This window comes from Candidatus Poribacteria bacterium (genome assembly GCA_026702755.1).
GTDB lineage: Bacteria > Poribacteria > WGA-4E > WGA-4E > WGA-3G > WGA-3G.
In genome coordinates this window covers 1-14,436 of sequence record JAPPBX010000124.1, presented here as the reverse complement: position 1 = coordinate 14,436, position 14,436 = coordinate 1, and the positions used below count along the sequence as shown (strand labels likewise).

11 protein-coding genes are annotated in these 14,436 nt (G+C 47.1%); 7 read left to right on the top strand and 4 right to left on the bottom strand.

Going from position 1 to position 14,436, the window contains the following annotated elements; all coding sequences use genetic code 11:
• Positions 1 to 172: 172 nt before the first annotated feature.
• On the bottom strand, positions 173 to 541 hold the full coding sequence (locus OXH39_24495) for a VOC family protein (GenBank protein ID MCY3553627.1): 369 nt from the start codon (positions 539 to 541) through the stop codon (positions 173 to 175).
• 346 nt (positions 542 to 887) lie between these two features.
• Here OXH39_24495 and OXH39_24490 point away from each other — a divergent pair, with 346 nt between their 5' ends.
• The 3 genes from OXH39_24490 (at position 888) to OXH39_24480 (ending at position 3,438) form a co-directional block, all read left to right on the top strand.
• Entirely contained in the window at positions 888 to 1,787 is a 900-nt protein-coding gene (locus tag OXH39_24490) for a hypothetical protein (GenBank protein ID MCY3553626.1), read from the top strand.
• A 72-nt stretch (positions 1,788 to 1,859) separates the two neighbouring features.
• Positions 1,860 to 2,129: a hypothetical protein gene (locus tag OXH39_24485; GenBank protein MCY3553625.1), complete on the top strand. Its 270-nt coding sequence runs from the start codon at positions 1,860 to 1,862 to the stop codon at positions 2,127 to 2,129.
• Between the two features lie 424 nt (positions 2,130 to 2,553).
• Positions 2,554 to 3,438 (top strand): hypothetical protein, encoded by an 885-nt coding sequence (locus OXH39_24480; protein ID MCY3553624.1) that lies wholly within the window; start codon positions 2,554 to 2,556, stop codon positions 3,436 to 3,438.
• Positions 3,439 to 3,445: 7 nt separating this feature from the next.
• Here the strand turns inward: OXH39_24480 and OXH39_24475 are convergent, their stop codons facing one another.
• The 3 genes from OXH39_24475 to OXH39_24465 form a co-directional block, all read right to left on the bottom strand.
• Positions 3,446 to 3,964, bottom strand: coding sequence for a hypothetical protein (locus tag OXH39_24475; protein MCY3553623.1), 519 nt, complete (start codon positions 3,962 to 3,964; stop codon positions 3,446 to 3,448).
• Positions 3,965 to 4,054: 90 nt separating this feature from the next.
• The gene (locus OXH39_24470; protein ID MCY3553622.1) at positions 4,055 to 6,127 is read right to left on the bottom strand and encodes a GH32 C-terminal domain-containing protein; all 2,073 of its coding nucleotides are present in this window, start codon (positions 6,125 to 6,127) and stop codon (positions 4,055 to 4,057) included.
• A 191-nt stretch (positions 6,128 to 6,318) separates the two neighbouring features.
• Positions 6,319 to 9,033: a M14 family metallopeptidase gene (locus OXH39_24465; GenBank protein ID MCY3553621.1), complete on the bottom strand. Its 2,715-nt coding sequence runs from the start codon at positions 9,031 to 9,033 to the stop codon at positions 6,319 to 6,321.
• A 346-nt stretch (positions 9,034 to 9,379) separates the two neighbouring features.
• On the opposite strand from OXH39_24465, the gene OXH39_24460 reads away from it, so the two are divergent.
• The 4 genes from OXH39_24460 to OXH39_24445 form a co-directional block, all read left to right on the top strand.
• On the top strand, positions 9,380 to 10,576 hold the full coding sequence (locus tag OXH39_24460; GenBank protein MCY3553620.1) for a hypothetical protein: 1,197 nt from the start codon (positions 9,380 to 9,382) through the stop codon (positions 10,574 to 10,576).
• 438 nt (positions 10,577 to 11,014) lie between these two features.
• Positions 11,015 to 12,202 carry a hypothetical protein gene (locus tag OXH39_24455; protein ID MCY3553619.1) on the top strand — a complete coding sequence of 396 codons (1,188 nt, stop codon included), beginning with the start codon at positions 11,015 to 11,017 and terminating at the stop codon, positions 12,200 to 12,202.
• Positions 12,203 to 12,331: 129 nt separating this feature from the next.
• Positions 12,332 to 13,498 carry a mandelate racemase/muconate lactonizing enzyme family protein gene (locus OXH39_24450; GenBank protein ID MCY3553618.1) on the top strand — a complete coding sequence of 389 codons (1,167 nt, stop codon included), beginning with the start codon at positions 12,332 to 12,334 and terminating at the stop codon, positions 13,496 to 13,498.
• Between the two features lie 721 nt (positions 13,499 to 14,219).
• Positions 14,220 to 14,436 (top strand): tRNA 2-thiouridine(34) synthase MnmA (locus OXH39_24445; GenBank protein ID MCY3553617.1); only part of this gene is annotated, 217 nt, incomplete at its 3' end.

The following is a 14,436-nucleotide window of genomic DNA, read 5'->3' as shown; positions in this document are numbered from 1 at the left end:
AAAGTTTTTGATATAAAAAGAACTTTTTTGTGTAATGAGGTAACCTCAACCTTACTCACGTTATGGTAAGTTTTCAATTACCAATACACTGTAGATAGATATAGAGAAGGGTGAGGAACGCGACCTCACCCAACACGATTTGTTAGGATGAGGGTGCGGTTTCTGAAAACAATTACATCTCAATGAGTTCGATCTGAACGTTATCAGGTCCCTTGAAGAACGCCCTTTTGATCTCAGGTCTCAGATAGTCGAGTTCTGCGCCTTTCGCTTGGAGTTCTTCGACGGTCGCGTCGAGGTCTTCTACAGTGAAGGCAAGTTGGTAGAGCCCCCAGCGTGGATTGCCGCTGGTATCTTCTACCTCCATATCCCCTAATTTAGAGGAGAGGTATATCCGTTCCCCGCCGATTTCCATACGGACGACTTTTAACCCACCGACATCGGCTGTTTCTAAGACTTTTCCGTCAAAGATTTTTTCGTAATAACTGACTGCACCGTCCAAGTCCTCGCACCGAAGATGGACGTGGTGAAACGTAACTGCCATTGTTAGAATCTCCTTTCCTTAGAAGAAGCGCGCCTGACAGCGCGCACGTCAAAATATAATACAAGGTATGTTACTGTGGCATAATCCGTTGATTGTGTCAAATAAAAAGTCCCTTTTCTCTACCTCGTATAGTTTCCACTATCTTTTTTCATCTCAAGTGTCTCTAATAGACAAAATCACCAATCTTTTCATTAAAATTCTGATTTTTTATACACCATCTCATAAATACTTGCCGTGGGACCGAGTCTCGGTTATGATTTAGGAGTAAATCGAAACCTCTTTTGCATTTTCTCTGGCTCGGTTTCCATACAACTTCTTTATGAGATAAATTGTGAAGGGGACAAAAATGCACAAGAAGTTGGTTGTTTACAAAAGTATTTCACTCTGTTTATGCTTGGCACTGTTCTTTTCTGGGTGTGCTATATCTTCTTATATGGGTGGTACCAAAAAGATCCGCCTTGCGTTAAAAGGTCCAACACAGATTCCGGTTCAAGCATCTATCGCACCAATTACATCTTCTACTGGCGACTTCCATCTTAAATGGAAATCCCTCGCAAACCTGAGAGAGGTAGAACGACATAGAGATCATCCAAGGTCAGTATTTCAGGGCTTTCTCCCCAGAAAACCCGTTTCCGTCGGCGAGACCTGGAAAATTGATCGTGAAGATGCACTTCAATTGCTCAAGCAACTTGCTGAGAAGCCGCAATTTAAAATGCGCATCAGTCCTGGTACTATAAAAATCAATATCGGTAGTAAAACTTTCGAGATAGGCAGGGACACAGATGGGTTGTGGGCATTGCTTCGAGCATACAATGAGACTTACGCCGAAATTGTGTTCCGCATTCATGCCGAGTTTGTCTTGGAAGATGGCTTTTTTACACCCTCGCAATTTGCAGGACGGCTCATACTTGACAGACACTCGCGAGAATTAATTTATTTTCAGATGTCCGTCCCAGAAAGCACATTGAACTTTGATGTTAATAGAAAACATCCGGATGGGTATACCGTTACTGGTAATGGTGTCTGTCGCATTGAAATGACCGCTGGGGAAGATAGCACCAAGGAGATCACTTTCTCGTCAGAACTTCCTGTCGAGGAAGCACAACTCGCCCTCGCAAGACGGTTTTACAAGGCACAGGAAATTGAATGGGTGCCTTTAGATGCGGCATTAGAAAAAGCAAGAGTGCTTAACCGTCCTATTCACGTCGTGTCAGCGGAGGGTGTCTTTATGGATGAGTCGTGCTGAGGCAGTGGAAAATCTCTGAGGGCAGTTGTCCTCTCCGATAAGAAAACAATTAGGTATCTGAACGCTAATTTTGTGAATGTCTGGGTTTTAAACCGTGATCTCAGACAGCATCGTGAGGCTAAAGGTGTTGAGGATATTTCACCATTGGAACGGGCGATCATTAGCGGATGGAATAAGGGATCACCGGTGGATTGTCAAGTGATTTCAAAAGACTTAGAAATGCTTATGAGCCTACCTCTTAACGATTTTATGGGAAAATCTGGTTTCTCGTTTTATTATAAAGGCGGAAGTCTCTATCGGGAGGTCTTGAAGGAAGCATTAGTAGGAACATACCAAGAATAGGTAACGTGAAAAAATGATTCCATAGGGGTCAATTTTAGAAAAAACAACCGTCCCGGACCAAGTCCGGTAGGTTCGGTTTCCTAACCGAACCGAGTTTCGTAGGTTGGGTTGAACGGCATTGAAAGGGCGGATGTCGGTGTTTCAAACACACCTCAAATCCAAGAGGCTGCCCTATACACTCAAAAACATAGTGAAACCCAACTTCATACTGTCAGAGTTGTGGCACTTCACAACAAAAGCGTTGGGTTTCACTCGGTCTTTGGTCGATGTAGCGTGTCAGGAGAAAAGTTCATTTTTCTATGATTTTACGGTTTTCCTGGAATCCGTTCAACCCAACCTACGATGCCATGACACAGTTTTTTCTTAAATTGACGGCTATGGTTACTCCATTGATGAATCCCAACACTAACAAAAGGAGTCCATAGTGACAAAGTCTAAGCGGTTAGTCGCTTTTCTGGTCCTTCCTCTCCTGTTTCTATCAGTGGTTATCTTTGTCCTGTTTATAGGAGATGTCGAACACTCACGCACGGACCGATCAGAATTCCCCGTTAATCCTACCGGACACTTAACGGTTGATACAGAGTTTGGTACGATTCGTATAGAAACTACAGATGAGGATCATATCAATATCGCTGGCACAAAGGAATGGAACGCAAAGCTGCGGGAACTGCGACCAAAGTCTACCAAATGGATTAGTAAATTGCCCGGGGATTTTGAGATCACAACCAAAAATAGCGACTCAGGGACCCAATCAGATATTAAAATTGAGGGAAAGTTCAAACGTGGACGAGAGCATTGGCGAGAAGGGTTGAAGTGGTTTACAGTTGATGTTCACGTGACAGTACCGCGTCAGTATAGTGTCACGCTCAAAACTGCCGCTTCCGGCGATATCCACGTTGACAACTTGATGGGAACAGTAAATGCCGAGGTTTTAGACGGCAACTTACATCTTGGTGAGATCCAGGGCGAAGTGTGGGGAAAAACCAGCAAGAATGGAGACATTACGCTCAAAGGGTGCCAAAGTAGCGTTAACCTGACAGCCGCTTTGGGGAATATCCGTGCGGAAATGGCAACCCAACCACAACATCCGTGGACTTTACACACATCCGAAAGTGGAGCGATAGATGTCGCGCTCCATCCGGATATCGCAGTTAAGGTAGATGCCCAAACGCAAGGGAAAATCTCAAGCGACTTTTCCATTCAACCTCACAGAGATGTCGAAAGTCGGTTAAACGGAGCGATTAACGGCGGCGGACCGTTACTGAAATTGCGCGCCGCTGCCGGTGAAATCCGCTTGAGAAGAAAATAGGCGGAAATCACTCGTCCTCAATTGCTACCGGTTCACTCAAAAGTTGACCGCCGTTGACAGTATCAGCGATGATAACTTGAATCAGAAATTTATATTTACTGCCCCGCGTGAGACTGTCAATATATTCTGTGCCACTCTCAATGATAACAAGGGTATTATTGGTGAGATCATTGTTCACATCTGCAATCACTATACCTGCATCGTTTTTGAAAATTACAAAAGCCTCAAGCTCTACGTACTCACCGTGATACGACTCGGTATCCGCCAAGATGTCAGTAACAGTCGTATCAACAGCCAGCTCGTCAAGGGTCTTTCCAGTTATTAGCAAATCCACACAGAGTTTATCCAGGGCGAGGTAGTAAAACTCAATATCCTGCTCTAAATGATCGTAACAAAATGCAGCATCGTCGACAACTTCGTAGGTGGGTCGGTCCAACTGGTTAAGAACAACATCTAATCTATTTTCAGCGCAACCGAGTGTGAAAACAACAGCGATAATAAGTAGTGAAAAAGTGAAAAGTTTCATTGGGTATCTCCAAAAGTGATTTTCAAAGAATATAGCACATCTCGAAAAATAATAGTGCATCGTCGCGAGACAGATCGACTGAAACAGGACTTACCATTGGTTCGCCGCCGCCATCTTCCAACCCGTTACGTCTGCCTTAATGTCCCCACCTCTGCTGTAAAGGCAGATTCCAACATCTTCCGACTTATGCAGTTGACTCTGTACGACTGCCTGACGTTCATTGATGAAGACTTCCACGAGTGCCCTGTCAATGAATATCCGTAAATTCAAATCCTCTCCAGCTTTCAACTCGAACGGCGCGACACCATAAGGTTGGGAACTACCGTACGGTTTTACCGCTTCATTGCCATCACCTATCGAAATCGTCTTCTCGTCGGCTGAGTAGAAGATCTCCATCCCGTTCTGGTTGTCTTTGTCACAGAACACTTTTACACCATAATCCTTCGCTTCGGTAGGCTTGATTGTGAGGTTCAATTCAACCGTATCGCCTGAGATTTCCGTCAGCCTATAGTCCTCGCCGTTTTTGACGGTAATGTTGTTCTCAACCGTTTCGTTGTAGCGGAGACACTCAAGTTCGCGAACCGGCTTAATCCGCACAATCCCATCGTCAGGTAGACTCAACTCCCAAGGCAATGAGAATATGCAGCTCCATAAAGTGTTGCCGAGGTTAACCTGTATATTGGTAATGACAACTCTGCGTCCGTCTGGTGTGAGGAAGGTTTTGGGTGCCCAATAGATGGGTATGCCGCGATAATTGTTGGTCCAACTCATCTTGGTATGAAACTCAGGCGTGAACTTGTTATCCTTCCATTCACCCAGATAGTACCGCGCACCCCAACTATGGCTGATAAGCAGCATCATGTGCTTGTTGCCGAGTTTGAAGAAGTCGGTGCAGGAATGATCGTGTTTCTCAAGTCCGGGCAACTCTTTCGTCATAAATTCACCCAGAAATTCCCACTTCTTAAAGTCTTTGGAGCGCATCAGTGTCGTTCGTTTATACCAATTCCCCAGTCCTGGTCGTGTATCCTCCATAGGATGGTCCCCTGAGAATATGTAATAGTAATCTCCCTCAACCCAAGCCGTCGGATCCCAGAATACCCAATAATCGGCATCCCGTGTCTCTTGAGGTACATCAATCTCAATCGGTTTAGACCAATCCTCCAGATGCTCATCCGAAGCCTCTACATAAGTCGGACGACCGCCAAATATGCCGACGAAGATAACTTTCTTGCCATCTTTGGTTATAATCGTACCGCCCGTACCACAACCGCCGCTGCCCAAGGCACAATCACCGCGCCGTCGCCAATGAACAAGGTCGGTACTCGTGAAGTGACCAAAAGCGTGCTCGTCGCCTTTGCACATATAGCCGAAATGATACTGACCTTTCCAGTAAATCATGAAGTTGGGATCGGTCGAATAGTTCCTTTCGTTATCACCTTCGGAATTAACCAAATGATATGTCGGGCGACTCGGGTCATGCATCAGCCGTTGACGAAAATCGCGGGCAATACGGACAGCTTCGTTGTCCATAGTAAATATATGTCTGTCGTCTCGATCGAAAACAATATACGCGTCTTCATCGTTCTCTTTTATCGCCGCAATGTTTCTAAGTTCAGGAAATTTACCGGCACGATCTACCCACCAACCATCTTTCGAGAAATCGTACCAGCTGAAGGGTTGAATTGCTGAAGGTGTATTCGGTCTCAACGCTTTAATCTGATCTTGCGTCAACGCCTGTGCATAAATCCGGATGTCCTTGACTTTTCCCTTAAACGATGTGGTGTAGTTAGGATTTAGATTGACTGCGCCAATTACGAGTTGTAGGTAGGGGCTGTTCAGAAAATCAAACGGCTCTTCGATGGTATAGTGAGCGTACACTTCCCCATCGCGGTAAATCGTGACCGAGTTGTCCTTGTAAACAGCGGCCATCATCATGAACTGTCCGAGGACAATTTCCTGCGCTGGATTTTGGGCGAGTTGTTCGGGAGTTTGTGTGCGGGTGTTATCATCGCTGGCGGTAGACCACTTACCTGGCGTATCCTGTCCAAAAGCGAGTGCGTCATACTTATCAGCCGCCTGCACGGTAATCACGCTGCAGTGCTTTGGGGCTTCCTCATCAAAGCAGAACCAGCTGACGAGCGTCTTGTCCGTCGTCGTGAACATAATGGACCTACCTTTCCATAACTCATATTATTTCTAACCCAAGTTGCTACTAACAAATTCTGAACGCTCCAAGGAGGGGTTTAGGTATTTTCCCCACCCCAGCGGGGTGATATATCTATAGAAACCGGGGGGCACAACTTCTTGCACTCCAGCGGAGTGCTATGTGCACAAACCGGTGGCTTAGATTATTTCTAAGGGACAGTGCTGTAAAGAATGGCATTGAAGAGCAACTTAAAAGTTCCATGGGATTGCCCTCGATGCTGGGGTTTAAAACCGAACAGAATCACGCGTCCATCGCCTAAGTTTGTTTCCAAAAGTGCCGCCTTTTGTCGAATCCGTTTTTCACCTTCAAGCCAACCGCTCATCAATGCATTAAACTCCGGATATGTCGCGACAACTTTGGCACCACCACGTCCGGCTTCAAAAACAGGACCCGATTTAAAAAGGATTGCCATCTCTTTATCGAGTCCACGTCCGATGGGGTGCCTTGTATCTATCCGAACCCGTAATAATGAGCCGGGACAGAAGAACTCGTCTTTCCCCGATTGATTTGCTTTCTCAACCACATTGACAATCCCCTTTTCACCAAGTCCGAAATATTTCAAGGGAAGCTCTGTAGCACGATTTAAGCAGATAAGTGTGCCGCCATCCTCCACAAACGCTCGTAAATTCGCCAACCCCTCTGTACCGATCCCGCCGACGTATTCGGGTGGCAATTTTCCTGTGGCGTGTCCATTGAGAATACCCGAAGCACCAAAGTCCGGCAAGATTATCGCGTCGTAACGCGCTGCCAAATCCCCCGCGCGAATTTCCGCGTTCGTGAGGCTATTATAATTGAATTCGTGTGTGTCCAAAACCCAGCGTGTCCATCCTTCGTCCATGTTCGCTGTCCAAGGTTTATAGAGACCGAGGCGCGGGTCAGTCACTTTTGAGAATGTGCGACTCAGCGTTTTTTCATCAATAGATGCATCGGCGTGGATGTGAATACCGTATTCGGAGGCGAGTGTCCGCATCTCCTCAATCTGTTGAAGTGGTGGTTCCACTGTCTTTATGAGGATAGTCCCGCGTGATAATGTTTTACCGGCGAGTTCTACGTCCCGTCGTGCCCAGTAAAGATTATATTTCGGACTGTTATCCGGCAGTTTCTCATTAAACAGACGATTCAGGACAATCGCTTCCATGTTCGTCCGATTCTCAAACAGGTAGCTGGTCGGTTCAGGGATACTCTCCAGCGCGCCTTGCACCTGTGGTAGCACGGGTAGCTGCCTTAAATCTGCCGCAAACGGCTGCACAACCGCGATTGTTCTGACACCCATCTGTAACGGCAGTGTCCAGCCCGCAATATCGTAAGGGCGTTCAGGCGGTGATTCAGGCGACGGACGGCGTTCCGGATAGTGTTGAACCTCAAGCAGGTCCTTGGCATGTGCCCGAAAGGGTTGGGACATCGAAACGACGTAGGTGTCCGCCGGATATTCTACACCATCGGCAGTAAACGGCGCGTTTGCCTGATGAATCTGTACGCCGCCGCGTTTCAAAATATCCAGCATTTTGAGCGTTGTATGGATGTCGCGCTGTTGCGTCGGAATCAGGAACGCACGAGGCGGTTCACCCTCCCCTTTTGCGATCGCGTTGAGTCCCATCTTGTAAAAGTTTGTTTTCAGTGTTACCCGATGCTCCGCGGCGAAGGCGAGGATTGAGAGTGCAGCCGCCTTCTCATAGTCTACGATGTCCCGCAATCGCCACCAGCCGCCGGGCCACGGTTCCGGGAAGTTCGTGCGGAGTGTATATTTATCAAGCCCGCGCCGATAACCTTTTAAAGTGTGATGCGGTTGGAAAATTGGCGTTGCGATTTCCACGCGTGCCGCTTCTGTCAAAATGCCTACCATGTTGTGACGATACGGCACCGTCCGAAATCCGCCGTGCCACCATGTGTCGTAAACAGCACTTGAAAGCACACCTGTAAACCCTTCGCTCGTCAAATCGAAAGCGAGTTGTGCCCCGATTAGCGAAAGCGTCCGCTGTAAGAGCGGTGGAATATTCGGATTGACCGGCTCGAAATAGGGTGGTATCACAAACCGAGGACCGCGATAACTCATCTCATGTACATCGTAGACGACTTCAGGAAACCATTCCTCGTAAAGCACTCGCGTCAGAAGCTGCGTCTCTATTTGCGTCAACATAAACCAATCGCGATTGTTATCGTGTCCTGTGTATTTATGATACAACCACGGGATTTCAGACCCTTCATAAGGGGTGCCGACAGTTCGGTTATACCAGTCCACCACGATGTCTAAGCCGTCGGGGTTCGCAGAAGGGACGAGCAGAATTATCACATTTTCAAGAATCTCTTTAATTTCCGGTGTTTCGGCTGTTGCGAATTGATATGCGAACTCCATCGACATCTGTGAAGAGGCGATCTCCGTGGAATGTAGATTGCAGTTAATCAGTACGACCGCTTTCCCCTCTTCTGCAAGCGCGTCCAATTCTGCGCTGCTGTCCTCTGTTGTAGGCTTATTGGGCAGCGCAAGTTGTCTTTGGATTTGCTGATAGCGTCCCAAATTTTCCAAGTTTTCTGGGGCAGAAATTAGCAGCATTACAAAATCGTTGCCCTCTGTTGTTTTTCCAAGTACGTCCAACAGAACCCGATCCGAGTTCGCTGCTACGTGCCGCATATACTCAGAGACCGTCTGCCATGCTGCTACCTGATAATCTGCTCCCACTTGAAATCCGAGAACCTCTTCTGGGGACATAAGCTGCGCGTCTGCGGATCCTTGCACTAACATCGCGCACACTAACAACACACTGAATGTGCATCGCAGTATTGTTGCCTTGTTTTGCTGTGAGTCTGTTTTTTGTTGATAAAATGGGGACGCACAAGTGGCGTAAAAAGAGGCAAAAATTTTCATAGGAGATTCCTTTTCTATAGACGCGTATGGCTTAATTTTCGTCCTGCTTCTATTATAGACCCACCAGTCTTGGTGAATTCTGTCTTTGGTACATATCAACAAGTATAGTCAAAACCTGTACGCGTGTCAAGCCATTAGTTTTCTTGTAAAAGGTATCTCTGAATTTAGCGATAATCACGATATAACCAAGAACCAAAGTGCTCGGCAAAATCTGCACTTGACTTTTTACTAATTTTGTGATATTGTTACAATCGGAGTATTTCAAAATCGCAACGTATTGTAGCGTGTGGTTGCATCAGGCAGTCATTCCCAAAGAAATAATTTTCAGGGAGGAAAACAGAAGGTAATGAAAAAAATCATCGTTATTCCACTGGTTGTCCTATTGCTCACGAGTTTCGGTTGTGAGACAAAGCAGAAGGGCCCGAGTAATCTATCCGTGGGCAGAAGTAAATTGATTGACAGCGGCAACGCGCTGGAGGCTGTTGATCATCTCGAGAAAGCAGAAGAGGAAGAGGTTAATAAACTTGAACCGCGTGCCCTACTCGTTATCGCTTATTCACACGGGCTTTCTACCGGAAGTGCGAGTAGTCTCGGTGTGGAAGCCAAATTCAAAAATCAGCGAGAGCAGCGCATAAAAGAACTCAATGAGGCTGAGATGAAGCAAATCTTGCAAATTCTCAGTAAACCTTCCCGTATACAGAAAGACGGCTTACAGGTGCTTGTGGATAAGGGACCCGAGGCTGCTGTCTTGATTCTTGACAGTCTCACCAGAGGTAGATATCCAACCCTTCACGCCAATTTTACACAGATGCTTGTGCAGATGGGTCCTCAGGGACTTGACCTCGTTCTCGCCAAGCTCACCGATGAAACGACACCATCTGCTGTCAAGAGTAGGCTTGTGCAAGTCTTGGCTGAAATCGGCGATGAAAAAGCCGTAGACGCGTTGAAATCCCTTCAAACTGGAACAATGGAACCGGGATTGATGATGGAGATTAATACAACGCTCTATCAACTCGGTGAAAAATCGTATCAAAGAGACATCATCGCCGGGCTAAGTCATAGCGATGTTGCTGTCCGCCGTGCCGCTGCGAAAGCCATGGTCAATCTCAGTGATGTCCCATCACAAACACTCATTGCAGGGTTAAAGGATACCGACTCTGAAGTCGTCGCCTCACTTGTAGAAGCACTGGCAATACACAAGGATGTCGCCGCTGTTAACCCACTCGTAAACATTCTCACGGGTGAATTGAGCAAAGATCCGAAGCAGGCAGCTATTGATACGCTTGACATTTACGGACAAAACAAACTTACCAGAGGCTTGGCAAAACGGATCACAACGCTACTGATTGGCGGAACCGTTAGCGACGCGGACAGTCGGCTCCATCTTGTTCAACTTCTGAAGAGGGAACCGTTCCTGAAACAAATTCGAGCAACCGAGTTATACGACAATCTTGAGTTCAAGCTCTATGAATATCACAAAGAAAAAGAGTCGAGCGAGCTTGTCAAAACGTCGCTTAAACAACTCCTTGATGCACTCCAATAGGGTCTTGTGTGGACGACGTTTCTTCGCTGGTGTGATTTTCGGGCGCGTGTTTTAAAAGCGGTTTTTGTCTGAGTCCTGAAAATTCTCTATTGCCAAGAGCGGAAGTTTGTAAACTGTACCTTAAAATTGTTGACAGAAAAATGTATTTATTTTATAATATTTATTACATCAGTACTTGCCCGGATTGGTAGCCCCTGTTCGGTAGGTGTGCAAATGTCGAAGACCTCAGCTGTCTTTCGTTATAATAAGAAACCTACCAGTTTTGCTCTATATTGACGTTACCAAATCATACTGGGAAGATGTTAAATTGGTTCTTTTTTATCTGCGTGCAAGTTGCGCACTGTTAAATGGTACGCTATCTTCATGGAGTATGCACGCGATGAGCGACACAGACGGGCAGGTCTAATCGAGATTCCAGGAGGAAAAGGTAAACGGAACATGAAAAAAGTTTTGACGATATTACTACTTATAGGAGTGGTGAGCTTCGGGTGCCAGCAGGAACAGGTCATTACCCAGCTTGAAGTCGGGAGGGGTAAGTTGTTCGCTGGGCTTTCACTGGAGGCAGTCCAGCATCTTGAGCGCGCTGAACAGGAAGAACAAAATAAAGTTGAGCCCCGCGCACTCCTGATCCTTGCTTATAGTAACGCCATTTCAACAGGCGCGGCAAGGACGCATGATGTGGAAGCCAGATACAAAACCGAACGTGACCGCCGCGTTGGTGAATTGGGCGAATATGAGATGAAGAAAATCCTGCAAATCCTCGGGGAACGCCATAGGGTACAGAAGGATGGCATGCAGATCCTCGTTGACAAAGGCGCACCAGCCGTGCCTTTCCTGTTGGAGGACCTCGTTAAAAACCGGTACCGCAATGTCCATGGCGACTTTGTTCAAATCTTGCAGGATATCGGCACCCCAGCGATTAACGACATTCTACAGGCAGCTGGCGACAGCAAAACTCCACCTGATGTTAAAATTCAGCTGGTCCGTATCGTAGGAAATATAGGCGACGCATCCGCCATCCAAGGGTTAGAGGCACTCCAAAATGCAACCACTGATGCAGGGTTGAAAATGGAAATTAACACCGCACTCTATCTACTTGGAAACGAAGCCTCCGAAGCAAAAATCGTCGAAGGTTTGACCGATGGTAACGCCGTTGTCCGACGAGCCGCCGCGAAATCTATGATGTTCCTCAAAGAACACCCCACAGATATGTTGATTGATGCGCTTGACGATTCCGATGACACCGTGCGTCTGGACATTGCTAAAGCTTTGATGAAATATCCTGACGCAGGTGCTGTGGACGGGCTCGTGGCAATCCTCACAAACGGCTCCAGTCTCAATACCAAACAAGCCGCTATTGATACGCTGAACCATTACGCCGAAAACGGACTCGCTGATGGATTAGCCGCACGTTTGATCGTTTTGTTAGCAAACCCTGAAGTCGTTGACCATGAAGATAGACTCCGTATCGTTCAACTTCTCAAGAAACCTGCTTTAGTAAAGCAGATTCAGGAGGCTGACCAGTACGATAATCTGCCCCATAAGCTTGACGTTTTCTTCAGGGAGCAGGAAACTAACGATATGGTGAAAGACGCGCTCAACGAACTGCTCCTTGTCCTTGAGTAGGGAGATTGTGGGACAGTGTTGATGATTTCCGTAGGTGTTTGCGTTTGTTACCCTATACCTTTCGGCAGGTTGTTAGTTAAATGAAATGCTGAAACTTCGCTACCGGAGAGTGGAAGGAGATTGACGAGTATGCAGAACTATCCGACCGGTATCAAGATTACTAAAGTTGAGCAGGTTACAGTTGAGATTGACCAACCTGCCATCGGTTGTAACTCCGGCGCGAAGGAAATAAAACAACCTGATCCGAACGGTAAATGGAACGAACGCATTATCCGCATCTATACAAGCAATGGCACACTCGGTTGGGGGGCTGGCAGTTGGGGAACAGCAACCGCTGAAAACGCAGAGGGCGTCCTCAATCAAAACCCGTTTGACCTCTTAAATCCTGAGGATGGCGTTGTTGAAGAATTCCGGGGGCTTGAAAGCGCACTTTGGGACACAATAGGCAAAATCCTCGGTAAGCCCGCCTATCAGTTCATCGGTAGCGATGTTTTTTCAAACGGGTTACCTGCTTACGACAGCACCATCTATTTCAACGATCTCCTATATGAAACGAAAGGCGAAGGGCTCAAACGCATCGAAGAGGATGTCAAAAGCAGTCTCGCTAATGGGTTTACCGCATGCAAAATGAAGATCGGGCGCGGGAATCATCTCATGGAACGGAAAGCGGGATTGCAACGGGACATAGAGCTTGTCCAACTTGCCCGCAGCACTGCCGGAGAAGGGTTCAATATTCTCGTCGATGCAAACAACGCATACACCTACGATGAGGTCATCACCTTCCTAAACGAGACGAGTGACTGCAATGTCTTTTGGATAGAGGAGATGTTTGAAGAAGATGTTGAATTATATCGCAACCTAAAGGCTTACATCAAAGATAAGGGCTTAAAAACCTTCATTGCCGATGGCGAAACTCGAACGCGCGAACCACTTGAATTCTACGATCCCTTCTTTGAGGCGGGTGTCATTGATGTCATCCAACACGATATGAAGGGACTCGGCGTTACCGGCTGGCGACGACTTGCTGATATGGCTGCCGCACACGATGTCCAATGCGCACCTCATAACTGGGGCTCCCTGCTCGGCTTCTTTCTCAGCCTCCAATTCGCAAAGACGATTCCGCATTTCCTCTACGGCGAAGTCGCAACCCTCACCAGCGATGTCATTGATACCTCTGGCTACACCTTCACCGGTGGCACGTTCACAGTACCGGATACTCCTGGACTCGGACTGGAACTCAATGAAGATGTCTACGATGACCGATACGCCGGAAAAGAAGATTGGCAGATCTCTTGATTTTTTATTTTTTCCCCAATTAAGGGACCGGTAAGTGCTGTTTTGCGGCGTACGCGAAGAAACACCCCAGCAAAAACCCCAAATGCGACCTGCATTCCAACTGCGCTGGGTTTTAGCCATAAACTTTGGACACGTCAGAAACCCTCCTCAGTCCCGTAGGGACGGCATATTTATAGCAGCGTGTGGCCAAAAAACTCAAGCCCCGTAGGGGCGGCATTTGTAGGGACGTTCCTATAAAATACAACGAAATATCCCTAAATTGACACCTATGGTGTGTTGTTATTCGTCAACGAGCTTTGGTTACAGTACTTCCACCCTGACATTTGATAAGTGCGTGCTCTATAATATTCTCCAACGCTTGCCTATTCAACGATGCACCGAAAAATATGCCACAACGACACAAGAATTTGAAGTGCCCCAAATTTTGCCTGACAAATCCCCTATTATGTAGTATAATTAACCCAAGTTGCTACTAACAGGTTTTGCCCATTTCAGAAAGGGTTTTCGTCTCTTTCCCCACCCCGTAGGGGTGCTATGTCTATAGAAACGGTGTATTTAAGCGACCGCACTCCGTAGGAGTGCTATTTCTATAAATAGGTGGCAACTTGCGTTATAATTAAATAAGATTAGCAAACACACCACTGGCGAGATTTCCAACCTCGCTACTTAAACGTGCCATGCTTTTCAACAGGGTAGTCCTATGAAGAAAATTCTCGTCGCAATGAGCGGTGGCGTAGACAGCTCGGTCACCGCTGCCATGATGGTTGACGCAGGCTATGATGTCACCGGCATCACCATGCGCCTCGGTGCGCCTGATACGATTGAAGTCGACCCGGAGCGTCCCAACTGCTGCTCACTTGAGGGCATTGAGGATGCGCGCCGCGTCGCCACACAACTCGGCATCCCTTTCTACGGCGTGAACTACGAGGACGCTTTCC

Excerpts from the sequence above, each read along its gene's own strand:
- OXH39_24455 (MCY3553619.1), top strand. The coding sequence starts at position 11,015 with ATGAAAAAAGTTTTGACGATATTACTACTTATAGGAGTGGTGAGCTTC.
- OXH39_24450 (MCY3553618.1), top strand. The coding sequence starts at position 12,332 with ATGCAGAACTATCCGACCGGTATCAAGATTACTAAAGTTGAGCAGGTT.
- OXH39_24495 (MCY3553627.1), bottom strand. The coding sequence starts at position 541 with ATGGCAGTTACGTTTCACCACGTCCATCTTCGGTGCGAGGACTTGGAC.
- OXH39_24465 (MCY3553621.1), bottom strand. The coding sequence starts at position 9,033 with ATGAAAATTTTTGCCTCTTTTTACGCCACTTGTGCGTCCCCATTTTAT.
- OXH39_24475 (MCY3553623.1), bottom strand. The coding sequence starts at position 3,964 with ATGAAACTTTTCACTTTTTCACTACTTATTATCGCTGTTGTTTTCACA.
- OXH39_24490 (MCY3553626.1), top strand. The coding sequence starts at position 888 with ATGCACAAGAAGTTGGTTGTTTACAAAAGTATTTCACTCTGTTTATGC.
- OXH39_24460 (MCY3553620.1), top strand. The coding sequence starts at position 9,380 with ATGAAAAAAATCATCGTTATTCCACTGGTTGTCCTATTGCTCACGAGT.
- OXH39_24470 (MCY3553622.1), bottom strand. The coding sequence starts at position 6,127 with ATGTTCACGACGACGGACAAGACGCTCGTCAGCTGGTTCTGCTTTGAT.